General features: G+C 43.1%; 21 protein-coding genes and 1 riboswitch. Of the genes, 11 read left to right on the forward strand and 10 right to left on the reverse strand.

The genetic code is table 11. From position 1 onward, the window contains the following. Positions 1-427 precede the first annotated feature (427 nt). Positions 428-1,036 (forward strand): serine/threonine protein kinase, encoded by a 609-nt coding sequence (locus tag BLP92_RS10270; protein WP_090842869.1) that lies wholly within the window; start codon positions 428-430, stop codon positions 1,034-1,036. A 26-nt stretch (positions 1,037-1,062) separates the two neighbouring features. Here BLP92_RS10270 and BLP92_RS10275 read toward each other — a convergent pair whose 3' ends face one another. After that, on the reverse strand, positions 1,063-2,112 hold the full coding sequence (locus BLP92_RS10275; RefSeq protein ID WP_090842870.1) for an AbrB family transcriptional regulator: 1,050 nt from the start codon (positions 2,110-2,112) through the stop codon (positions 1,063-1,065). A 102-nt stretch (positions 2,113-2,214) separates the two neighbouring features. On the opposite strand from BLP92_RS10275, the gene BLP92_RS10280 reads away from it, so the two are divergent. Together BLP92_RS10280 and BLP92_RS10285 are read left to right on the forward strand one after the other, a co-directional pair. Next, on the forward strand, positions 2,215-2,946 hold the full coding sequence (locus tag BLP92_RS10280; RefSeq protein ID WP_090842871.1) for a YqcI/YcgG family protein: 732 nt from the start codon (positions 2,215-2,217) through the stop codon (positions 2,944-2,946). A gap of 171 nt (positions 2,947-3,117) precedes the next feature. Next, positions 3,118-4,032, forward strand: a complete 915-nt coding sequence (locus tag BLP92_RS10285; protein WP_175444247.1) for a phosphotransferase family protein — start codon at positions 3,118-3,120, stop codon at positions 4,030-4,032. Positions 4,033-4,493: 461 nt separating this feature from the next. Here BLP92_RS10285 and BLP92_RS10295 read toward each other — a convergent pair whose 3' ends face one another. Continuing rightward, entirely contained in the window at positions 4,494-5,948 is a 1,455-nt protein-coding gene (locus BLP92_RS10295; protein ID WP_090842874.1) for a phospholipase D family protein, read from the reverse strand. Positions 5,949-6,367: 419 nt separating this feature from the next. On the opposite strand from BLP92_RS10295, the gene ectA reads away from it, so the two are divergent. The 3 genes from ectA (at position 6,368) to BLP92_RS10310 (ending at position 8,672) form a co-directional block, all read left to right on the forward strand. Next, the gene (gene ectA, locus BLP92_RS10300) at positions 6,368-6,871 is read left to right on the forward strand and encodes a diaminobutyrate acetyltransferase (RefSeq protein WP_090842875.1); all 504 of its coding nucleotides are present in this window, start codon (positions 6,368-6,370) and stop codon (positions 6,869-6,871) included. 76 nt (positions 6,872-6,947) lie between these two features. Continuing rightward, positions 6,948-8,240 carry a diaminobutyrate--2-oxoglutarate transaminase gene (ectB, locus tag BLP92_RS10305; protein ID WP_090842876.1) on the forward strand — a complete coding sequence of 431 codons (1,293 nt, stop codon included), beginning with the start codon at positions 6,948-6,950 and terminating at the stop codon, positions 8,238-8,240. A gap of 36 nt (positions 8,241-8,276) precedes the next feature. Next, the gene (locus tag BLP92_RS10310; protein ID WP_090842877.1) at positions 8,277-8,672 is read left to right on the forward strand and encodes an ectoine synthase; all 396 of its coding nucleotides are present in this window, start codon (positions 8,277-8,279) and stop codon (positions 8,670-8,672) included. Positions 8,673-8,803: 131 nt separating this feature from the next. Here BLP92_RS10310 and BLP92_RS10315 read toward each other — a convergent pair whose 3' ends face one another. Both BLP92_RS10315 and BLP92_RS10320 read right to left on the reverse strand, forming a co-directional pair. Beyond that, entirely contained in the window at positions 8,804-9,043 is a 240-nt protein-coding gene (locus BLP92_RS10315; protein ID WP_090842878.1) for a hypothetical protein, read from the reverse strand. Positions 9,044-9,124: 81 nt separating this feature from the next. Next, positions 9,125-9,637, reverse strand: a complete 513-nt coding sequence (locus BLP92_RS10320) for a GNAT family N-acetyltransferase (RefSeq protein WP_090842879.1) — start codon at positions 9,635-9,637, stop codon at positions 9,125-9,127. Between the two features lie 155 nt (positions 9,638-9,792). On the opposite strand from BLP92_RS10320, the gene BLP92_RS10325 reads away from it, so the two are divergent. Together BLP92_RS10325 and BLP92_RS10330 are read left to right on the forward strand one after the other, a co-directional pair. Continuing rightward, positions 9,793-10,218 (forward strand): hypothetical protein, encoded by a 426-nt coding sequence (locus BLP92_RS10325; RefSeq protein WP_090842880.1) that lies wholly within the window; start codon positions 9,793-9,795, stop codon positions 10,216-10,218. A 103-nt stretch (positions 10,219-10,321) separates the two neighbouring features. Next, positions 10,322-11,932: a M20/M25/M40 family metallo-hydrolase gene (locus BLP92_RS10330; protein ID WP_090842881.1), complete on the forward strand. Its 1,611-nt coding sequence runs from the start codon at positions 10,322-10,324 to the stop codon at positions 11,930-11,932. A 338-nt stretch (positions 11,933-12,270) separates the two neighbouring features. Here BLP92_RS10330 and BLP92_RS10335 read toward each other — a convergent pair whose 3' ends face one another. From BLP92_RS10335 to BLP92_RS10345, 3 genes are all read right to left on the reverse strand, one after another. After that, the gene (locus BLP92_RS10335; protein ID WP_090842882.1) at positions 12,271-13,713 is read right to left on the reverse strand and encodes a carbon starvation CstA family protein; all 1,443 of its coding nucleotides are present in this window, start codon (positions 13,711-13,713) and stop codon (positions 12,271-12,273) included. A 128-nt stretch (positions 13,714-13,841) separates the two neighbouring features. Then, complete coding sequence (locus BLP92_RS10340) at positions 13,842-14,567, reverse strand: LytR/AlgR family response regulator transcription factor (RefSeq protein ID WP_090842883.1); 726 nt, start codon at positions 14,565-14,567, stop codon at positions 13,842-13,844. Beyond that, positions 14,564-16,318 (reverse strand): LytS/YhcK type 5TM receptor domain-containing protein, encoded by a 1,755-nt coding sequence (locus BLP92_RS10345; RefSeq protein WP_090842884.1) that lies wholly within the window; start codon positions 16,316-16,318, stop codon positions 14,564-14,566. The genes BLP92_RS10340 and BLP92_RS10345 overlap by 4 nt, the downstream gene beginning before the upstream one ends. 480 nt (positions 16,319-16,798) lie before the next feature. Here BLP92_RS10345 and BLP92_RS10350 point away from each other — a divergent pair, with 480 nt between their 5' ends. Then, a complete protein-coding gene (locus BLP92_RS10350) occupies positions 16,799-17,245 on the forward strand; it encodes a hypothetical protein (protein WP_090842885.1) in 447 nt (148 codons plus the stop codon). A 56-nt stretch (positions 17,246-17,301) separates the two neighbouring features. Here the strand turns inward: BLP92_RS10350 and BLP92_RS10355 are convergent, their stop codons facing one another. The 3 genes from BLP92_RS10355 to adh form a co-directional block, all read right to left on the reverse strand. Next, a complete protein-coding gene (locus BLP92_RS10355) occupies positions 17,302-17,595 on the reverse strand; it encodes a hypothetical protein (protein ID WP_090842886.1) in 294 nt (97 codons plus the stop codon). A gap of 107 nt (positions 17,596-17,702) precedes the next feature. Further along, positions 17,703-17,805: riboswitch (SAM riboswitch) on the reverse strand. Between the two features lie 41 nt (positions 17,806-17,846). Then, positions 17,847-18,203, reverse strand: coding sequence for a DUF779 domain-containing protein (locus BLP92_RS10360; protein WP_090842887.1), 357 nt, complete (start codon positions 18,201-18,203; stop codon positions 17,847-17,849). 65 nt (positions 18,204-18,268) lie between these two features. Then, positions 18,269-19,789: an aldehyde dehydrogenase gene (gene adh, locus BLP92_RS10365; RefSeq protein WP_090842888.1), complete on the reverse strand. Its 1,521-nt coding sequence runs from the start codon at positions 19,787-19,789 to the stop codon at positions 18,269-18,271. A gap of 154 nt (positions 19,790-19,943) precedes the next feature. On the opposite strand from adh, the gene BLP92_RS10370 reads away from it, so the two are divergent. Together BLP92_RS10370 and BLP92_RS10375 are read left to right on the forward strand one after the other, a co-directional pair. Continuing rightward, positions 19,944-21,476: an FAD-dependent oxidoreductase gene (locus BLP92_RS10370; RefSeq protein ID WP_175444248.1), complete on the forward strand. Its 1,533-nt coding sequence runs from the start codon at positions 19,944-19,946 to the stop codon at positions 21,474-21,476. Positions 21,477-21,790: 314 nt separating this feature from the next. Continuing rightward, entirely contained in the window at positions 21,791-22,081 is a 291-nt protein-coding gene (locus BLP92_RS10375) for an MTH1187 family thiamine-binding protein (protein WP_090842890.1), read from the forward strand. Positions 22,082-22,178 lie beyond the last annotated feature (97 nt).

Raw genomic sequence — 22,178 nt, forward strand, 5'->3', positions numbered from 1 at the left:
TCCTTATATTTTTTAGCTGTTTATTAGATAAAAACATCTTGTTTTTCGTCTGTTTTTATCTTGATGTTAGTAACTATTTCCATAGAAGGAAAAATAATAACAAAAAACAGTGATTTTTATAGAATTTCACATAATTACTGTGAGCTGCGCGGAGATGTATTTGTAAGAGAGGAGGTATAATTACATGTACAAAGAAAAATCCTTGAATAAAAGCAACATCGTTACCGCAAAGGAATACGCTTAAAAAATAGAATGTTATCTCTTTATATTTCAATTGCGTCCAGACTGTCTCTATACTTCCGCGTTAATATACCAAGTTTAAAGTTACGAAGCAGCGGAAACAAAAGAAGAGGAATGATACGTTTTAAGTAAACGGTGCAAACTGATAGTTGAATTGAATTCTGTAAACTATGGAGGGTGAAGAAAAATGAAAGGGTATAAAGATCTTGCGCACAGCGTCCGGTATGAAAAACGAGGAGAGAACTTCGTTGTAGCTGTTAAAGATCAAACTCTTATTCACCTGGGGACCGGAAGGAGTGCATGCGCTTTTCGTATCCTGGAGTCAGATAAAGTAATAAAGATTTACTATCCGCAGTTTTCACATTTAGCCAAAGAGGAAGCGGAGATATATAAAAAGCTTGAAAGTATTCCGAGCTTTCCGTTGCTCTATGAAGCGGGGGATAATTATATTGTTATTGACTATATCGAGGGCCAGACATTGTTCCAGTGTCTGACACGGGGAGACGTGATTGACCAGCACGTTATTATGGAGATTGATCAGGCACTTCTCGAAGTAAGCAGGCGACATTTGAATCCTTCTGATATTCACCTGCACAATTTAATTCTTACTCCTCAGGGAAAAATAATGATTATCGACCCTGCCCGCTTTAACCAGCAGAACGATTGTAACCAATGGAATGACTTAAAAGCTGCCTATCACAAATATTATACGAAACGCCTCTTCCCAAAGCGGATGCCGGCTGTGCTCCTGGATTCTATCAGGCTGCTCTATAAGCGCAAATTGATTAAAATCTGAAGAAGTTCCCGTTTAGATAAAAACATCTAAACGGGAACTTTTTGTTTGCGGCTGAAATACCAGAACAGCAGGGGAGGCAGTCCATAAAATATAATTAAAAAGCGGACAAACTGAAGCATCAGGACTGCCCCTGGGTCTCCTCCTGTACCTGCAGCGATAATGCCCACCTCGAGCAGCCCGCCTGGCATAAGGCTCATCACCGCGGTGATTTGATCGACAGAAGTAACAGCGGAAAGAAGCAGTCCGAAGCCTGCCGATAATGTTATTAACAACAGGACAGCTCCTGTGTACCATAATACTGGTGCGCCACTCTGCTTCATATCAGTAAGTTTCAATTTCGAGCCGAGATATGTTCCGAGAAAGAGATGCGCAGCTGCAAGGGCAGCCTCGGGATAAGGAGCAGGATCCACTCCGAAAAAGATAAGAGAGCCCATAATAACCGGCGGTCCTGCTAAGAATAAATTTTTATTTAAGTAATATAGAGTGGAAAAGGCGAGAGCGAAGGCATACCACCAATAGCTTCCTTCCATGTTTTGATTAACAAGTGCTTCAGGTTCTGAAGGGGCGTTCATGTCGACAAAGAAAAGGAAAAGTACAAATGGCACAGTAAATAATACAATTATCTTTCTAAGAGAATGCAGCAGCAGAATGAAAGGAGTATTTGCGTGTAAAGAATCGCTCATTAAGATAACCGCGGAAGGAGCGCCAGGGACAAGTCCAAGTACCCCTGTTAATTTCTGCATCAACAATTTACGGGCCAAAAAATAACCTGTCCATAGACAGAGAGAAATAATAATAATAGTAAATAACAGATAAAAAGGAAGGACGGGAATTATATCAATAACTTTTCCCGGATCAATAAAAAGAGCAAAATAGATTCCCAGCATAAGGAAAGCGATATTTCTAAACGCAGGAGTCACTGGAGCAGGTACATTTGAAAAATGTTTCCAAATGGAGGTTGATACCAGTGCGCCGAGAAGCCATGGCAAAGGGAGCTGAAGCATGGTAAACAAACCCCCGCCTGCGGCACCTGTTCCTATAGCTTTTAATGTATTTTTCCAAGCAGGGATATGCATTTGTTTCACCTCTTTTTATTCTCAATGATTCACTGTATGAAATTGTTTATACATTACATATAGTGGGAATATCTGTACAAGGAACGTATAGGAGGGAACATAATGAAAACTAATACATCCCCGCTGCTTACGCAGGATAGAATACAAAATAATAATGAGATGCCCCAGTGGTTTCAGGAAGAATACCAGACTTTCCGCTCTATCGTAACACGTAAAGATTTTCCGTGTTATTTTGGACAGAAAGGTGAAAAAATGGGAGAATTACGGTACGGGTATATTACGCAGGACGACTGGTCAGATCTGCCGCATATCGTAAGTGATTTTTTGAAGCTGTTCGATGATCCTCAAAATAAAACACGGCACGGTTTATTCGTTTTTGTGGAGCCGGAGCATGAAGAAAAAAGTATTGAATATTACCGCAGTTATTTCTGGGAAATTCTTCAGTATCTGCACAAACAGGATAAGAAGAATTGGCCTGAAAGCGAACCGAAGGATCCTGAGCATTATTTATGGGACTTTCATTTTGAACAGGAACCAATCTTTGTTTTTGGAAATGCCCCAGCTTATAAGCAGAGAAAAACAAGAGACCTGGGAAACAGCTTAATTCTGGGCTTTCAGCCCCGTAAAATTTTTCAGGGGCTGGAAGGTACGGAAAAAGGCGGCATTATGTCCAGGGAAAAGGTAAGAGAACGAGTGGAAGTATGGGATCAGCTCCCCAAACATCCGGACATTAGTCATTATGGAGATCCGACACATAATGAATGGAAACAATTTTTCATTGGAGACGATGCAGAGCCTGTTCAAGGGAAATGTCCTTTCCGTGTAGAAAAATAAGTCGGAGAAGCTGCAGGAGGAATTTCCAGGTATGGCTGTTGAAAACCATAATGAAGAACCGTTCCTGTATGATAATCGGGAACGGTTCTTTAATTATTACTCGTCGTTCCATGCATAGGGACGGCTGCATTTAAAATACATAGGATAAATTGAATGAAGAGGAGCAATTTTATGAAAGATTGGGAAGAAACCCACCCAGTATCTATCGAGAAAGCGCAGGAAAAAATAGAAAGGTTTTTTCCCGAATTAAAACCGATTTCTATTGAGCATGCAGGAACGGGGTTTGATACTACCGTCTACCGTGTAAACAAAGAGCTCGTCTTTAGGTTTCCACGGCAGGAAAAAGGACTGCATGCGATGGAAAATGAAAATAAAGTACTTACTTATCTTCAAAAGAATTTTTTTTCATCTCCCTATGAGGTGCCTGCCCCTTTATTTTACGGGCAGCAGGAAGGAGAGGACTTTCCGTTTGTAGGCTTTTCCTTTGTTTCGGGTAAAGAACTGGCAGAAGAACATGATGTAAATCTGCTTTCAAAGGAAGTAAATAACCTTGCAGCATTTTTAAGCAGTCTCCATCAGCTGCCAGCTGCAGAAATGTCTCTGATCCCAGATGAACTGAAAAGACTGTCTTCGCAGAAGCGTAAACCGATGCTGGAAGAAATTTTTACAGAAATTGCTTCGATATGTGATAAAAGTACAATAGATATGGCGCATTTTTATTTAAAAGAAATTCCGGAGTGGGAAAATCCGGAGAGTACACACTTTGTGCACGGAGACCTGCATCCTAAAAACATCATCGCTGCAGAAAATAGAATATCAGGTATTATCGACTGGGGAGATGCACATTTTGGCCATCCTGCTTCGGATCTGGCGCTGTTGTATCAGGCAGTTCCCCAGGAGTTTCACCGTAATTTTTTTGATATTTACGGTCCGATAAACGAGGAAACGAGAAAGCTGGCAATCTTTAAAGCAGTATTCCTGAGTGCAGCTGTCGGCAGATATGCTATGTATAAGGGAGAGACTCACGTGATTCGCTGGTGTCATGCTGGATTAAAGCGGTCTTTGGAAACCTGGTTCAAAGATTAATTAACAATGGAAAGGTCTCTGCAATTACCTGCAGAGACCTTTCCAGGCTGTTGAAAAAGTACTATTTTTGTATAAGTATACGATTTTATGCTTTTGTCTCCGAAGGGGCGCTTTCCGGAGAGAGTTCAAATCCTCCAGGAGTCGACTCTTCTGCGACTGCAGCATAATTAAGGGAGACAATGGTTTTTATACGAAACCGCAGAGAAGAGAATGCTTTTTCTCCGGTAATAACTTTTCTCCATAGCGCCCGGCGGGGACAGCGGGATTTAAGTGCAGGCTGAGATCCTTTGCAATGCCGGCAGGCATTGCAAATAGCTGAAGACAAACCCCACGGCAAGCTTCCGTCGGAAAGCGGAGGAGAACCTTATACATAGCAAATTGTAAATATAAGAAATTTCTTACTTTATAAGCATGCTGAAAGGTCTCTGCAATTATCTGCAGAGACCTTCCATCTGTTTTATTTAATAAGTCGTAAACCTTAAGGATTTTTGCAGGGTATAAAGTACATATTTAAAAGGCGTAATCGCGTCGGAGTATACTTCGTACTCTACAGTAAAATGGGCGTCTTCATTTTCCCACATCCTCATAAAATAATCATCAACCTCCTGCATGAAAGCAGTATCAGCAGGAGCTGTAATACTTATATTATTTTCAAGGTTATAGTTGCCCAGATTTCTTGTAGTGTAATTCGCGGCTCCGGTGATAACGTTACGGACATCACCGCGGTCTGCATAAAGAATTTTGGAGTGATACTGTTCCTCCTGAGTGTCATACCAGCGGACAGTCAGATTTCCATCTGTTCGAAGCAGGAGTTCTCTTGCAACAGGAATGTTTGGCAGGCCGATTTTTTCCTGGCCAAACGCATTTTGGTTCGGATCTAAAATAAGCCGAATCTCTACGCCCCGCGCCTCTGCCTCCTGCATTGCCTCAATAATGTAACGGTCAGATAAGTAAAACATTCCGCACCAGATAATATCTCCTGCTTCTGCTTCATTCATAATTTTAATAGCTGCCTGTTCAATTCTTCGTTCCGTTAATATCTGCGCCTGCAGCGGACGGTTTTCAGTGTCAGCAGATTCTATCCATTCCTCTAATTCAGCTTCCGTCGGGAAACGGCTGAGGTCTCCTCCGGAAAAAGCAGCGACTGCTCTTTCTGCTTTGACCATATCTTTTATAATTTCTCCATGTACTTTTACTCCAACATTGGAATGAAAGCCGCTGGCATCATGAGGGTTTGCGGAAGTAATGATTCCTGTGTTCTCACTCATAATTGTTTTTCGGTGATTTGCCTTAATATTTGCCAGCTTTAAATAAGAGCGTACCGTCACATCAGGAGCAGTTTCCCCAAATGCATTCGGCAGCCAGGTGAATCCGCGCTGGCCGAACCACTGCAGACCGATACGCCAGAAGCCGCTGTAAATAGGGTTTGGATCCCGGAGGCGGGTAAGGTCCGTATAAACTACTTCTGCACCAGCTTCCTTCAGCGGGTCTATGTGCTGGGCATCATGAGAATAGTAGGTGGTATTAATAGGGTCAGTAATAAACACTACCTTCAGCTCTGGGTATTCTTCCATCTGATTTTTTATGCGTCTCGTAAATTCACTGCTTAATTCCGGGTAGTCCCGGTCTTCATTGGAAAATTCATTGACCATAAACATATCTATTACAAGAAAGTGCTCCGCTTCCTCAATAAGTGAAAAAATTTCATCAAATATTTCGTGTTCATATACTTCATCTTCTATCTCCGTTCCGTAAGTCACATCTGTCAGAAAAGAAATTTCCTCTTCCGCCAGCATATAAGATTCCCCTACAAAGGCTGTACCTTCCGGCAGGGGTTTTAACTGATGATATGTAATGACTCCTAAATACAGCAGGCCAACCATGGCTGCGATCATAATCCATACTGTTTTCCGCATAAAATTCTCCTTCTTTTATAAGCTGATTATATTATAGCGTTTTTGTCTTAGAGAAAGGGGGTAATTTATACTTGAACAGCTGGAAATACCGGCATGAGCGCATTTACCGCACTGCTGCACCTCTTCTGCAGTGCGGTAAAGTATTAGATGCTTTTACCAATTTCAAGGAGGTGGAAAGGTTAGACTTCTAGGAATTTGATGTATTTGCTACTATTTGAGAGATATTTGTAAGCTGAATGGTCTAAAGGTAATTAAGCTATATTCATACAAGTATTTACCAGTCATTGCCGTTTAAGTACGTTTGCGATAAAAGTGAAAGCGTCCTATGATTAATAGTGTTGGTAAAAACGGAAACTTCATTGCGGGGCTGTTTTCACAGCTTCCCAACGAAAAAATAAATATAAAGGTGGTTTTTTGTTATGAGTAACAGTACTGCTGCTACTCCCGTTCTCACGCTCGAGCAGCCAAGTAAAGAAGACGGGCAGGGAATGTGGAATCTGGCAAAGAAAACATCTTTAGATCTGAACTCTGCCTATAAGTATATTATGATGGCAGAATACTTCTCGGAAACCTGCGTTGTAGCAAAAGAAGACGAGGAAGTCGTCGGTTTTATTACTGGATTTATCCAGCCGGAAAATCCAGATGTAGTATTTGTATGGCAGGTAGGGGTCGACAGTTCCCAGCGTGGAAAAGGAGTAGCATATAAAATGCTTTCCGAAATATTGGAACGCGAAGCTGCCAAAGATGTTAAATATGTGGAAGCTACGATTACAAAAGACAATGTTGCTTCACAGTCGCTGTTTAAAAAGTTAGCAAAAGAACATGAAACTTCTTTTGAAATAAGAGAAACTTTCCCGGCTGATGTATTCCCGGAAGACGGAGAAGCTGAATACACGTACCGCATCGGGCCTATTTCAAAATAAGATTTTAACTTGCTGAGTTTTAAACTGTTCAGGTAGAGACAATGGTTACAACTACTAATTAGGAGGACCTTGATCCATGAATAAAAAGCTAGAACTGATTGAAGAGCTAGAATCCAGTGTAAGAAGTTATGTAAGAAGCTTTCCTACAGTATTTACGAAAGCACGCGGGTATAAAATGTGGGACGAAGACGGAAAAGAATATATCGACTTTTTCTCTGGTGCAGGAGCACTCAACTATGGACACAACGAGCCTGCAATGAAAAAGAAGCTGGTGGATTATATTCTGGAAGATGGCGTAGCCCACTCTCTTGACATGGCAACAGATGCGAAAGTTGCTTTTATGGAGAAGTTCAGAGATGTAATCATGAAGCCGCGGGATATGGACTATAAGATTATGTTCCCTGGACCAACAGGAACAAACACGGTGGAAAGCGCGCTGAAAATTGCACGTAAAATGACAGGGCGTACAGATATCGTAAGCTTCACAAACGGTTTTCACGGTATGACAATTGGTGCGCTTTCTGTTACAGGAAATTCTATGAAGCGTAAAGGGGCAGGAATTCCGTTGAACAATACGGTAACAATGCCTTACGATACGTTTGTAGAAGATGAAGTGGACACGCTGGATTACTTTGAGCGTTTTCTGGATGATAACGGCAGCGGTGTAGCAATCCCTGCAGCGGTTATTTTCGAAACAGTACAGGGTGAAGGCGGTATTAACGCTGCGAGCATCGAGTGGATGCAGCGTCTGGAAAGAATCTGCCGTGACTGGGGCATCGTGCTTATCGTAGACGATGTACAGGCAGGAGTCGGCCGCACAGGTACTTTCTTCTCGTTTGAGCCGGCAGGAATCAAGCCGGACGTAGTCTGCCTGTCAAAATCCATTGGCGGATACGGACTGCCGCTTGCAATTACTTTAATTAAGCCGGAACTTGATCAGTGGAAGCCGGGAGAGCATAACGGTACTTTCCGCGGAAACAATATGGCATTTGTAACTGCAACAGAAGCATTGACTTACTGGGAAGATCCGAATTTTGAAAAGAGTATCCAGGAAAAGTCTGAAACAGTAAAGAACTTCCTTGAAGATATGGTAGCAAAGTATCCTGAAATGAAAGGATTCCGTAAAGGCCGTGGCCTTATGCAGGGTATTTCCTCTGATATTGAAGGATTCAGTGAAAAAGTGGCAGAACATGCTTTTGAACGCCAGATGATTATGGAAACAGCCGGCGGCCACGATCAGGTATTTAAGCTCTTCCCGCCAATTAATATTGACGAAGAAGGACTGCAGGCTGGTCTTGAAGTGCTGGAGCTCAGCATCCAGGATGCACTGGAATCCATGAATCTAAAAGAAAAAGAAACAGCAAAATAATATAATAGTCGATCAGACGCTTAGGAGGCATTTTTGATGAAAGTAGTAAAACTGGAAGACGTTCTCAATACAGATCAGCATGTGAAAGAAGATACTTGGGAAAGCCGTCGTCTTGTATTGAAAAAAGACGGAATGGGCTACTCAGTACACGATACAATTATTAAAGCAGGTACGGAAACACACATCTGGTATAAAAACCATTTAGAATCTGTTTACTGCATTGAAGGCGAAGGCGAAGTAGAAACTGTAGCTGACGGGAAAGTATGGCCGATAAAAGCCAACGAAATCTATGTGCTTGATAAAAATGATGAGCACTATCTGCGCGCATATGAAGGTTCTGACATGCGTATGGTGTGTGTGTTCAACCCGCCGATTACAGGACAGGAAACACATGACGAAAACGGTGTGTATGCGCTGGTGGAAGACGAATAAAAAATTGTATAAAAGAAGCTGTCTCCATTTAAGGGGACAGCTTCTTTTTTTGTGTGGATGAAAAGCGGTTATTTTCAAAAAGAGGACACCAGAGAAACCGATGTCCTCCCGTTGTACTTTAGGGCTGACGTTTATACCTTTTCAATAATATAAGCACGCTTCTCCCGAAAATGCTTTTCTCCATCTTCTGAAGAATGCTCAAAAAAACCTTTGTAAGAGCCTTCTACTTTGTATTCTCGCTCTGGGTCTGTAAAAAGCTGCTCTTCATTTGAAGATAAAACTACTACATCCGTTGTAGATACAAAGCTGTCTATTTCTTTTGCTTTATAGTTTGCACCAATTTCTAATGAATTTATACGATGTGATCTCACGTCAATCATCTCCCTTTCATATCTTATCTATACACACTCTTCCCACATGATTTTTAACTTAAACCTTCCCAATAAAAAGTATTACATAGTCCGTGCCATTAGAATAAGATCGTCATAGCGTTTCCGGAAAAAGACGTGGTTTTTCAAGCGGCCTTCTTCGTAGAATTTATACTTCTTATATAAATGAATGGCAGCTTTATTTTCTGACAGCACTTCCAGGGTTATTTTTTCAATTGTTTTTTCTTTCTCTGCCCACTCAATTAACGCTTCTACTAAATGAGAGCCTATTCCAAGCCCTCGGGCAGACTGCTTTAAACTCATACCGAAGCTCCCATGGTGACGGTATTTGAGTGGATAGCTTCGCTGGAAATATAAAGAACCCAGCACTTCTTCTCCGGCTGCAGCAACAAGAAACAGCTGATTCTCTTCGTCTTTACCCGCATGTCTAATCGTCTTTTTGTACTTTTTAGGAGGGAAAGTAATTTCCCCGGGTGCAGCAAGGCCATATCCTTCCGCAGTGATGGAGGAACCGATCGCAGCAAGCTGGGCTGCGTCACTTATCCGGGCTTTTCGAATAATAAATTCAGGTGTCATAAGGGGCTCCTTTTAAAAAGTAGTTAAAGTTAACTTTACTTTAAAAGAGAGTGCAAGGAAACTGTAAAGCCAGCAGGAAAAACAAAGAATTTTCTAAAGAAATATGGAATTTTCTAAAAGAAAACGGGTAATAATAAATAAAAGGAGGCCTTTTTATGGGTACAGGCATTGATTTTCAGTGTGAACACTGTAATTACCGCCCTTCTTTATGTGTCGGAACAGGTATGAAGTTTGATGAGGAAAATATTTTTCAGAAGGATTTAGAAAGAACTATTCTTTATGATCTGCTTGATGATGAAAGAGAGTACAAGCGATTTTCACTTGCAGCTGCATCAGGAGGAGTGCTTCAGCCGGATTACGGATATAAAGTTTATCGTTGTGAAGGGTGCGGTGATCTGCATAATCACTTTTACATGCAAGTGAAATTGAACGGACAGATCTTAACCCCCCGGTACACCTGCAGACAGTGTCGAATTCTCCTTGTGAAAATGGACGATGAGGAGGTATTCACACAAATTATTCACTGCCCTCTTTGTGAGGAAGGAAAGCTGCAGGTGGAAGGAACGTACCTTTGGGACTAAACAGGCCAGGCGGATATTTTCCATATTCCGTCTGGTTTATTTTATATGATAAGGTACACTAGAAGAAGGAAGCGATATCATTTGAGAAAGGCTGGGAATAAATATGCTTTGGAATACGGCAGAAGCAATGGAAGATTTGTTATGTGAAATGGTAGGGTGGGAAAGCAGGACATTTTCTCAAGGGGAAAAAGATTTCCCGGTAAAATTACAGGAAAAATTAAAACTGCTTCCTTATTTTTGGGAACACAAAGAACACGTACAGCTGCATGATGCAGATAAAGGAAGAAGATCATTAACTGCACTATACAGGCACCCCTCTCCGGAGGTAACGAAAACTATTGTATTAATCAGCCATTTTGATACAGTGCAGACAGAGGAATATGGACATCTGGAGCCTTTTGCCTTTGATCCGCGTGCACTGACAATGAAACTGCAGGAAGAAGCAGAAACATTACCGGAAGCTGCAAGAATCGATTTGGAATCCGGCAATTATTTATTCGGCCGGGGGACAATGGACATGAAAATGGGTATCGTATTACATATGCATTTGATTGAGCAGGCGATCGCAGAAAAATGGCCGTTAAATCTGCTGCTTGTAACTGTTCCGGATGAAGAGGTGGACTCTGTAGGGATGCGCACTGCTGTGCCAAAGATGCTGGAGATTCAGGAAAAGCACACCCTCGACTACTCTTTATTCTTAAACAGCGAACCTTCCTTCACGCAGCATCCAGGAGATGAAACTCATTATATATATTCCGGCACCATGGGGAAGATTATGCCCGCAGCTCTATTTTTTGGAAAAGAAACGCATGTCGGAGAACCGCTGAGCGGGATTACCGCTACTTATATGTCATCTTTTGTATCGCAGGAAATGGAGTGGAACCCGGAGTTTCGGGAAGAGGACCTGGGTGAAACTACGCCGCTTCCAGTTTCCCTGCAATTGCGCGATCTAAAACTGGAATATTCTACACAGACACCTTACCGGGCAGCTTCTTTATACAATGTATTCACGATGAAAAATGATGCTGCAGCTGTGATGGATACATTTCAAAATGTAGTCGAAAGAGCTGTAGACCGCTGCAATAAAGACTATTACAGTTTATGTGAACGGGAAGAAGTGACGCCGGTAGGAAAAACACGTGTCATTCGTTACGAAGAACTTTTTGACTATGTAAAAAATAAGTTCGATCAGCCGCTGATAGATGAAGCGGTCCGCACAATTCTGGAAGAAAAAAGCTGGGATGACAGAGAGCAGTCCATACGAATGGCTGGGGAGTGGATGCTGCTGTGTCCGGAACTTGCACCGGCAGTAGTGATCTTCTTTGCGCCACCTTATTATCCAGCGGTAAATTCTTCAGATGAATCAGGAGTGCCGGAAGCGCTCGCCAGTATTCAAGGGGTAGCGGAGAAAGCAAAGTTTCACGTGAAACATGTGCATTATTTTAATGGAATCTGTGACCTGAGCTATGTGAATTATCAAAAACCGGAAGCGGAGCTGGACATTTACCGCAGCAATACTCCACTATGGGGCCAGGGGTATTCTATCCCGTTTACAGATATGAGAAAGCTGCAGGCGCCGGTGCTGAATGTAGGCCCCTTTGGAAAAGATCCGCATCAAAGAACTGAACGCCTGCATAAAACCAATGCATTTGTTCATACTCCGGAAATGCTTCATGAGCTTTTACAGGTGTGGCAGGGGAAAGTGAAAGTCTGAAGTACAGAAGGAAGAGAAAGGCCAGCCTGCGGGAATGCTCCATCGATCAAAAAGGAACATTCCAATAATCGCAGATGATACACTGAATTTGTATATGAAACTGAGTTAAATATATCTTCAGCGCCTCGATTTCACAATTTTAAACAGTGCTTTCATGTTTCTTTACTTTTCTGCAACATGATCTTAACAACTATCTGTTAAGGTAGGGGTGTAGGACAGAAAACAACACTTTCTCCCTTCTTCATGAAGATTTCCCCCTTATAAATCTTCATAAATAGTAAAAGCCGTCCGGACCTGCCGGACGGCTTTTTACTTTATTTCCAAATTTCCAACAAACTTTACGCGACATCCGCTACTTCGTCATCTACGTTAATTGCATTTTTTGCTCTTTCATTTTTAAGGCGTTTTGCAAATAAGAAAATCACTACGATGGTTCCAATAGATGCCCCAGTATAGGAAAGCGGCATAGATAATCCAAAACCGATCGGTGCATTTAAAATATAAGTAAAAGTAACCATCGTCATGAAAGCTGCAGGGATACTTGAAATCCAGTGATTTTTCATCTGCAGCCCGAGATACATGGCACCTACCCAGAGGGCAATCATCGCAGTAGACTGGTTCGCCCAGGAAAAATATCTCCAGAGAAGCGTGAAGTCCATCTGCGTAAGAGCTAAAGAAATTACAAACAGCGGAGCAGCGATCATTAACCGGCTCTTCACTTTAATCTGTTTCAGCTTGAAGTAGTCAGCAATAATCATGCGCGCACTTCTAAAAGCAGTATCTCCGGAAGTAATCGGAAGTACAATCACACCCAGCACAGCAAGTGTTCCACCAATGCCTCCAAGCATCATCATGGAAACATCGCTTACGACAGCGGCTGGACCGCCTTCACTGATCAGCGCATTCAGATCAGTACCATAAAACAGGCTCATTGCTGCAGCGGCCCAGATCATGGCAATGACAGCTTCTGTAATCATCATTCCGTAAAAAATCTTGCGTCCGTCTTTTTCCCGCTTTGTTGTCCGGGAAATAATCGGTGACTGTGTTGCGTGAAAGCCTGACAATGCCCCACAGGAGATCGTTAAAAATAAGAGAGGGAAGATCATAAGGCCTTCCGGATGCATATTATTCAGCGTCATTTCCGGAATCGGCGCTCCTGTAAAGATGAGGCTCGCTCCAATTCCCAGAGCGCTGATTAAAAGCAGTGCCCCGAATACCGGATAGATGCGGCCGATAATTTTATCGATTGGAAGCATGGTAGCTACCACATAATAAGCAAAAATAAGTGCAATAAATATTCCGAGCGTCATCCATACAGGCGTCATGTTGGCCAGCAGAGCTGCGGGAGCAGTTACGAACACAGTTCCAACCAGCAGCAGAAGCAGGACGGCGAAAGCGTTTACAATATGCTTCATAGATTTACCAAGAAACTTTCCTGCCAGCTCCGGAAGGTGGGCACCGCGGTTTCGTATGGAAATCATTCCAGTGAGGTAATCGTGTACAGCACCGGCAAAGATGGCACCGAAGACGATCCATAAAAACGCGACCGGTCCGTATAACGCACCCATAATCGGTCCGAAAATAGGCCCCACGCCGGCAATGTTCAGCAGCTGAATTAAAGAATTCCGCTTTGTACCCATTGGTACATAATCCATATTATCAGCATGCGTAATGGCAGGTGTCTGCCGTTCCTCGTTCACACCAAAAACTTTTTCCACAAACTTTCCATAAGTAAAATAACCGACAACAAGAATCACGATGGAAATTAAAAATGTAATCACTGCAGCGCTCCCCCTTAAACTTAATTGAATAAGATAATTATAAAAGAAGAAAGCGCTTTAAAAAGAGTATTTTGCTAACATGTCGAAAATATACGCTGAGATGTCGCATAAGTTTTTTGAAATACAGTTTATAATTCGAGTTTTGCCCGCAGCGGCTTTACATAATTTCTGCTGACCGGAATTTTTTCATTCACATTTGCAAGGGAAAGCTGATAAGCGCCATTAAACCAGGGGGTCATTTCTTCTACTCTTCCCAGATTTACAAGGTAGCCCTTATGCGGCCGGAAAAAAGAATGAGAAGATAGTTTTCCTTCCATTTCTTTTAATGTCAGCTTTGTCAGGTAGGTGTTTCCTCTGCTTTCCACCTTGGTAACAGGCCCGTCTCTATAAATATAATCAATTTCCTGCGGTGCGAGGTAAAAAATAGAATCGTTCTGCTGCACTGCGAGTTTTCCTGTGCGTGCCGGAGAAGCTTCCGGTTTTTCAGCAGCGGCATTACTGCGCAGCCGGGCTACTGCTTCTTCCACTTTATCCTCTTCAAAAGGTTTTAATATATAATCAAGTGCCTGTACCCGAAAAGCACTGACTGCATAGTCAGGATGCGCAGTAGCAAAAATAACGTGTGGTACGTTTTTTAATTTTTGGATGGAAGCAGCGAGTTCCACCCCGTTTTTTCCTCCCATATCAATATCAAGAAAAAGAGCATCCGGCTCAAGATCAAGAATTTTAATGAAAGCATCTTCTGCTGAGCCGGCTTCCCCGATGATTTCTATATCTTCGTATATAGATAGCAGGTGCCGTAATTCATCCCTGCTGAAGGGTTCGTCATCTATAAGTAATACACGGATTGTCATCCTGCTTCCTCCTTTTCCTGCACATCAAGTGCAAATTCAATCGAAGTTCCCTTTCCTGCAGCACTGCTGATCTTCAGTCCTGCTGCAGAAGACATCATTTCAACCAGCCTGCGGTGTACATTATAAACGCCAATACCAGTGCCCTCTTCTGAAGATACAGGAGCCTTTGTCAGTGCAGCAAGTCTTGCACGGGAAATCCCCTGGCCATTGTCTGTAATAGAGAGGACAGGAACAGCATGTTTCATTTGAATTCGAATTTGAATAACCAAAGGTTCCTCTCCTGGCTTTCTTCCATGCTTTACTGCATTTTCAACTAACGGCTGCAGCGTCATAGTAGGCAGTTCATACTGCATCGCAGCTTCATCCAAGTCCCATACTACCTCCATCGCCCCATCAAAACGGGCGGATTGAATATCGAGATATGCACGGATCTGTTTCACTTCTTCTGCAATAGTTGCTTTCGCCTTCGTAGTCCCTGCCAGATTCTGTCTGAAAAAGCTGGAAAGAGAAAGTAAAAGCTTCCGGGCGCGTTCCGGATCGGTACGTATCATAGAAACGATAATATTCATTGTATTAAACAGGAAATGAGGGCTTACCTGCGCCTGCAGTGCTTTAATTTCCGTTTCCCGGGCAAGCTTTTCCAACTCTGCGACCTGGGCGAGTTCCAGCTGGTTGCTGAGAATTTTCGTTGTACCGGTAATCAATGTACGCTCCAGGGAAGTAATTTCTTTTTCCGCACGAAAATAGAACTTCAGTGTTCCTACGATTTGTTCATTCTGCTTCAGGGGCACAATCATTGCGGCTTTTATATCGGAAGGGAGCTGTTCGTCTGCTGAGAAGGAAGCTGCATCCCCAATAAAAGTGTTTCCAGTAGCAAGGACCTGCTTAGTTACCTCTGTACGGATAGGCCCTCCTTCTTTATAAAGGTCCGCCCCAACGCCCTGGTAGCTGAGAATGGTATCGCGGTTCGTCATAGATACTGCTGCAGCACTTACTTCCTGCAGCAGGATTTCACAGGTGCGCTCTGCAGATTTTACAGACAGCCCCTGACGCATATAAGTAAGTGTTCGATCTGCAATATTCAGCGCTCTGCCGGATTGTACGGCAGCCATTTTTTCTTCTTCTTTTAGTACGTTCCGAATGATCAGAATAAATACAGCTGCGCCCAGGCCGTTTGCAAAAATCATGGGAAGTCCGATGAGCTCGACAAGTGTCCATGCCTGCTCATAAGGCCGGGCAGCTACAAGAATCAGCCCCATCTGCATTGTTTCACTCAGTGCCCCGACAGCAAAAGTAATCGGCAGGGAAAGCTGACCGCCTTTTTTCGCATACCGCTGCAGCAGTCCGGCCATTAAGCCGGCAAGTATCGTGGAAATTCCGCAGGCCACTCCCGTAAAACCTCCGAGAAGAAGACGGTGTCCGCCGGCAATCACTCCGGCGCCCAACCCGACTTTCCATCCACCAAGAAGTCCGGCAACTACCACACCGATAACACGGGCATTCGCAATTGCTTCTTCCTCTCCGAGTGCAGAGACCCATCGGATATAAGTAGTTTCTCCGGTAGAAACAATCACGCCTGTATATGTACCAATAATTCCGAAGAAACCAAATAATAACGCAGCACTTAAACGCTGGAAAAAAGTCACGTCATGGTTATCAATCAGTCTGCGGACAAAAGGAATTCTTGTCATAAGAAAAGCGACCATTACGATAATTCCCAATCTTTCCAGCATGATAACGAATAACTCCATCGGATTTCCTCCTCCTAAAATAAAGCAGCAGCTAAATGAAAACGTGAAATCTTCAGCATAAAGCAGGCAGGTGCAATATGCCCGCAGGAATCTGCTTTGAAATTATCTCAGGGACTTCTATTGTTCAGGACACATAATTTCATAGACTTTGGTTTCAGTATATCTTAGATAGAGAAAGAAGAAACCTTTATTTTCACCTATTTACCGTCATTTATGATTATCTTAAGGTTCGCTTGGAAGGACCAGGAAATAGGGCGGGCACTCTCAGCACGCAGGGTCAGTTTAAACTACCGGGTAATCGCAGGGAAAGAAAAGTGCTGCCACCATAAGATAACAGGGAATAAAAGAAAATACCTATGGAAAGACCATAAAAAACGGGTATTTCTCATAAAATAACACAAACAGTTAGCTTGAAACAAAGCAGTATTTCTGTGAATAATAGAAGATAGAACTACATGACGTAAGGAGGCAGGACAGAAGATGGAATGGAGAGAAGAAACACTGATTCCTACTCATATTGAAGTAGTGTGGGAGGTATTCCAGGATAAAAATTCAGCGAAACTGGACCCGTCTGTAACTGCGCATACGCTGATAGAAGGGAAAGAAGATTCCATCGGTGCCAAGCACGTGCAGACTTACGTGGAAGGAAAGAAAAAAATCACCGCTGTGGTAGAAACAGTTTTATATAAAGATGAACCAAATCGAAAAATAAAAGAAATCATTTATAAAGAAGAGCATGCCTTTTCTACAAAACTCCGCTTTGAGTTAATTAAATTAAACGAAAATGAAACACAGCTTATTTTTGAAGGGAATAAGGAACCTGTAAATTTAAAGGGAAAGCTGAAGATGAAATTTACCGCCAGGAGAGAAAGTGACCGCTCCATTCAGCACGTAGTGCAATGCATCCGCAGAGCGGCCGGGGCTTAAAAAGAGAAGGATATAATAAAAGCGCGGTAAAGGATGCTTCTTTACCGCGCTTACTGCTACTGGAATTTATAGGAGGGGAGCCCCTGCTTTTCGAACTCGCTCCATAAGAATATTTCCAGCGAGTCCTGCGATTTATCTTGTAATTCAGCCGATTTTTCTTTCGAAAGGATCAGCCGGTACTTCGCTGCTTCGTCTTCCACCGTAATATAGAAATGTCCCGTAAGAAAAGACTGGCCGGCGTCCACACGGTAATTCCTCGATGACACTTTTCGTTTAATGATGCCGGCTGTCGTTTTGAAGAAACTCTCCGGATCTGCTGCTTTACTGTAATAACCAAATGCCAAACTCATGTGTAAAAACTCCTTCTGATTGAATTCAACACACATCTCCAATAGAAGAACGAAAAAATCCCCTCTTTCCTGAGTCATGAAAGAGGGGATTACTGTCCGTACGTAATCATTCATCACTCAAAGCGTTCCGCTTTGCTGGAAGGGGCACCTTGCAGAAGCAGGTTGCCGTGGAGTCATCGAGCCAGTTCTCTTTTCCACTCTGGATAAATGTATGTTGTTAGCCTGATTATACTTGGAGCTGCTGTATTTGTCTACAGCTGAAGTTCTTTTCTTTCTTCGTCACTGAAGACGCGGGAGCGGGTGAAGAAACGTTTTCCTTCAGGCCCTTCCAGAGAAAACATACCTCCCCGTCCATCGACTACATCAATAATTAACTGGGTATGCTTCCAATATTCATATTGATCCTTTGACATATAAAAAGAAGTTTCCCCGATATCTCCGAGATGAACATCTGTTTCTCCGATACGAAGCTCCCCGTCGGGATAACACATGGGAGAACTTCCATCACAGCAGCCTCCTGACTGGTGAAACATAAGCGGTCCGTGCCGTTTTTTTAATTTCTCGATAAGTTCCAGCGCTGCATCTGTCGCCGTGACGCGCTCTGTCATGATAACACTTCCTTTCTATAATAAAAATATTTTCAGGAGGAACTGCTGTTTTAAAAGATTTTATTTTAGAAAAATCCTTTCGGTTCTTCACTGTAGCTCACAAGCAAATTTTTCGTCTGCTGGTAATGACTGAGCATCATCAAATGATTCTCTCTGCCGATTCCGGATTTTTTATAGCCGCCGAACGCAGCGTGCGCCGGATAGTCGTGGTAGCAGTTTGTCCATACGCGCCCGGATTGAATAGCGCGTCCAAAGTGGTAAGCCGTATTAATATTACGTGACCACACTCCTGCGCCGAGACCATATAAAGTGTCGTTTGCGATTTCCAATGCCTCTTCCTTATCCTTAAAGCTGGTAACTGAAAGAACAGGACCGAAGATTTCCTCCTGGAAAATCCGCATCTTATTGTGACCTTCAAAAATAGTAGGCTGTACATAGAAACCACCGCTCAGATGACCTTCCAGTTTCGCCTGCTCTCCTCCGCAGAGCACTTTTGCTCCTTCCTGTTTTCCGATATCGAGATAGGAAAGAATTTTATCAAGCTGTTCTTTGGATGCCTGGGCGCCCATCATCGTATCTGTATCCAGTGGATCTCCTACTTTAATTTTCTTTACCCGCGCTACTGCTTCCTCCATAAAATCATCATAAATGGACTCCTCAATCAGTGCACGTGATGGACAGGTGCAGACTTCCCCCTGGTTTAATGCAAACATTGCAAAACCTTCCAGTGCTTTTTCCAGATATCCGTCCCGTGCCTGCATTACATCTGCAAAGAACAGGTTTGGGGATTTCCCGCCTAGCTCAAGCGTAACTGGAATGATATTTTCAGAAGCGTACTGCATGATAAGACGTCCGGTAGTGGTTTCTCCGGTAAACGCGACTTTATTGATCCGCGGATTGGAGGCAAGCGGCTTCCCGGCTTCTACTCCAAAACCACTGACAATATTAAGCACACCCGGCGGAAGCAGGTCTTCGATCAGTTCTAAGAAAAGAAAGATAGAAGTCGGCGTCTGTTCGGCCGGTTTCAGGATGACACAGTTCCCTGCAGCGAGTGCAGGAGCAAGCTTCCAGGCTGCCATGAGAATCGGGAAGTTCCAGGGAATAATCTGTCCCACTACGCCGATCGGTTCATGGAAATGATAGGCGACAGTATCATTATCAATCTGGCTGAGTCCGCCTTCCTGTGCACGGATCGCTCCGGCAAAATAACGGTAATGATCAATCGCCAGCGGGATATCTGCTGCGAGCGTTTCACGCACTGCTTTTCCGTTTTCCCATGTTTCTGCGACTGCAAGCATTTCCAGATTAGCTTCCATCCGGTCGGCAATTTTATTTAAAATATTTGCCCGTTCAGTAACGGAGGTCATACCCCATTCTTTTTTCGCTCCATGCGCTGCGTCGAGTGCCAGTTCAATGTCTTCTTTCGAAGAGCGGGCCATCTTTGTAAAGGCTTCCCCGGTGACTGAGGTGACATTGTCGAAATACTCTCCATTTACAGGAGCTACATATTCTCCCCCAATGTAGTTATCATATTTCTCTTTGAAATGCACGAGACTGTCTTTTGAATTAGGCACAGCATATTTCATGTTCCCATCACTCTCCCAATTAAAATTTGTCTGGATGTTAAAACCTGTAAGCGTTTTCATAATAACACAGATTCTTGAATTTTCAAATAACTTCGTTTTAGTAATTTCGTGGCAGGGAATAATAAAAAGTAAACTAGTAAGGGGGGAGATAGACATGAAAAATCTGCCACCAGAATCAAAATCCTTATGGAGAGAAAAGGCGCCTCAATCTTTCCCGGCGTTAAAAGAAGACATTGATACAGAAGTATGTGTAATTGGAGGAGGTATTGTTGGCGTCAGCACAGCATTTATGCTGGCAAGAAGAGGAATCAAAGCTGCTTTAATCGAAGCAGACAGAATGGGAGCCGGCACCTCAGGTTATACAACAGCAAAAATTTCCTCCCAGCATGGACTGAAATATTCTTCCTTAATTGACACCTTTGGGGAGCAGGAAGCCCGTCTTTATTATGATGCGAATGAGGATGCAATTGCCTGGATGGAAAGAATGTGCAAAAAACTCGCAATTGACTGTAATTTTGAGAGACAGGCCTCCTATGTTTATGCGGAAACACAGGAAGGTGCAGAAAATATCAATAAGGAAGTGGAAGCTTACAGGAGACTGGAGTTAGATGGCCGGTTATCAGAAGAAACGGAGCTTCCATTCCCGGTGGAGTCAGCGATTATGATGCATGATCAGGCACAGTTCCATCCGCTGCGGTTTTTATCCAAGCTACTCCGGTATTTGGAAGTGGAGAATACTCCTGTCTATGAAAATACGAAAGCAGTAGATATTAAACGCGGGAAACGGCCGCAGGTATTGATGGAAAATGGAAATGTCATAACAGCAGACCATGTGGTAATGGCAACACATTATCCATTTAAAGATCTGCAGGCACTTTTTGCAGCGCGGCTTCATGTGGAAAGGTCATACGCAGTTGCTTTTAGAATAGAAGGGAAAATACCGCAGGGGATGTATTTAAACGCAGAATCTCCGAAGCGTTCTATCCGCAACGCTGTAGATCCTGACGGAAACAGGCTGCTGCTGATCGGCGGGGAAGGGCATACGAGCGGCCAGAAAGATGATACGTTGCAAAACTACGAGGCACTCCGTCAATTTGGGCTGGAACATTTCAAGGTAAAAGATATTCCTTACCGCTGGTCCGCGCAGGATCTTATGACTTTGGACGGCATGCCGTATATAGGACCAGTTACCCCTGGAAAAGAAGATATTTTTACTGCAGCAGGATTTGGAAAATGGGGAATGGCGATGGGCGTAGGAGCAGCGACTATCATTGCAGATCATATTTCAGGAAAAAATAATCCTTACACAAAATTGTTTACCCCGTCCAGGTTCACTCCTTCCCAGGATATAAAAAATGCTGTCAAAGAAAACATGAGTGTAGCACGGTCATATGTGAAAGGGAAAATGGACCGGAAATCACGCAATAAACTTGAAGATCTGGCAAATGGGGAAGGAGCAGTAGTAAACTTTGATGGGAACCGTGCAGGAGCATATAAGAACGAACATGGAGAGATTACAATTGTGGATACAACATGCACCCATATGGGATGCGAGTTGTCATGGAACAACGGGGAAACATCCTGGGACTGCCCTTGTCACGGTTCCAGATTTGATGTGGATGGCACCGTGCTGGAAGGACCGGCAGTAAAGCCTTTAACACAGCTGAAAAAAGAAGAACCTAAATGACAGCTGCCAATGCAGAAGGAATCTTTTAACGATAGACGATGAAAACCACCACTGCTGTAGAATGAAGGCGTGAACTTGGAGGATCCAGCATCGTCTGAGGCCTGGCACGCAGCGGGAGAGAAACCAGTGGAAGATGAGCCCTCGAACAGGACTGCGACGAGAGTAAAACAGCTAGGAGAGCTCTCCTGATTTAAGAGAAGAATTTTGTTTGCATGTTAGTGACAAATAAGTAAAAATCTCTGGAGAAGTTTAACAAAAAAGAAAACTGGAAATAGTACATTTAAGCATAAGAAATCAAAGGAGGACTATAAACTATGGCATTATTAGAAATCAGCGTTGTACCAGTAGGAACAGGATCTGAAAGCTTCAGCGGAGATGTGGAAAGAGCTGTTTCCGTAATCGAGCAGAATGGTTTGAAGTACCAGGTAACGCCGACTGCTACGATTATCGAAGGCGACATTGATAAGCTTTTTGATGTAGCACAGGTAATCCACTTAAATGAAATAAAGAATAACGCGAAACGCGTTGTTACTTCGATAAAAATTGATGACCGTACAGATGAGCCGCTTACGCTTGACCGTCAAGTGGACCATGTAGATGAATAATGCTTAATGAAAACTCTGCGCTGAATCAGCGCAGAGTTTTTAAGTGCTCCATAGCTATTTCAATCAAATGAACATAAAGAACTTTTATTGATTTTTT

This window comes from Alkalicoccus daliensis, from assembly GCF_900103955.1.
Taxonomy (GTDB): Bacteria; Bacillota; Bacilli; order Bacillales; family Salisediminibacteriaceae; genus Alkalicoccus; species Alkalicoccus daliensis.

Coding starts and splice junctions, on each gene's coding strand:
- BLP92_RS10270 (WP_090842869.1), top strand. CDS start 428: ATGAAAGGGTATAAAGATCTTGCGCACAGCGTCCGGTATGAAAAACGA.
- BLP92_RS10275 (WP_090842870.1), bottom strand. CDS start 2,112: ATGCATATCCCTGCTTGGAAAAATACATTAAAAGCTATAGGAACAGGT.
- BLP92_RS10280 (WP_090842871.1), top strand. CDS start 2,215: ATGAAAACTAATACATCCCCGCTGCTTACGCAGGATAGAATACAAAAT.
- BLP92_RS10285 (WP_175444247.1), top strand. CDS start 3,118: ATGAAAGATTGGGAAGAAACCCACCCAGTATCTATCGAGAAAGCGCAG.
- BLP92_RS10295 (WP_090842874.1), bottom strand. CDS start 5,948: ATGCGGAAAACAGTATGGATTATGATCGCAGCCATGGTTGGCCTGCTG.
- ectA (WP_090842875.1), top strand. CDS start 6,368: ATGAGTAACAGTACTGCTGCTACTCCCGTTCTCACGCTCGAGCAGCCA.
- ectB (WP_090842876.1), top strand. CDS start 6,948: ATGAATAAAAAGCTAGAACTGATTGAAGAGCTAGAATCCAGTGTAAGA.
- BLP92_RS10310 (WP_090842877.1), top strand. CDS start 8,277: ATGAAAGTAGTAAAACTGGAAGACGTTCTCAATACAGATCAGCATGTG.
- BLP92_RS10320 (WP_090842879.1), bottom strand. CDS start 9,637: ATGACACCTGAATTTATTATTCGAAAAGCCCGGATAAGTGACGCAGCC.
- BLP92_RS10325 (WP_090842880.1), top strand. CDS start 9,793: ATGGGTACAGGCATTGATTTTCAGTGTGAACACTGTAATTACCGCCCT.
- BLP92_RS10330 (WP_090842881.1), top strand. CDS start 10,322: ATGCTTTGGAATACGGCAGAAGCAATGGAAGATTTGTTATGTGAAATG.
- BLP92_RS10340 (WP_090842883.1), bottom strand. CDS start 14,567: ATGACAATCCGTGTATTACTTATAGATGACGAACCCTTCAGCAGGGAT.
- BLP92_RS10345 (WP_090842884.1), bottom strand. CDS start 16,318: ATGGAGTTATTCGTTATCATGCTGGAAAGATTGGGAATTATCGTAATG.
- BLP92_RS10350 (WP_090842885.1), top strand. CDS start 16,799: ATGGAATGGAGAGAAGAAACACTGATTCCTACTCATATTGAAGTAGTG.
- BLP92_RS10355 (WP_090842886.1), bottom strand. CDS start 17,595: ATGAGTTTGGCATTTGGTTATTACAGTAAAGCAGCAGATCCGGAGAGT.
- BLP92_RS10360 (WP_090842887.1), bottom strand. CDS start 18,203: ATGACAGAGCGCGTCACGGCGACAGATGCAGCGCTGGAACTTATCGAG.
- adh (WP_090842888.1), bottom strand. CDS start 19,789: ATGAAATATGCTGTGCCTAATTCAAAAGACAGTCTCGTGCATTTCAAA.
- BLP92_RS10370 (WP_175444248.1), top strand. CDS start 19,944: ATGAAAAATCTGCCACCAGAATCAAAATCCTTATGGAGAGAAAAGGCG.
- BLP92_RS10375 (WP_090842890.1), top strand. CDS start 21,791: ATGGCATTATTAGAAATCAGCGTTGTACCAGTAGGAACAGGATCTGAA.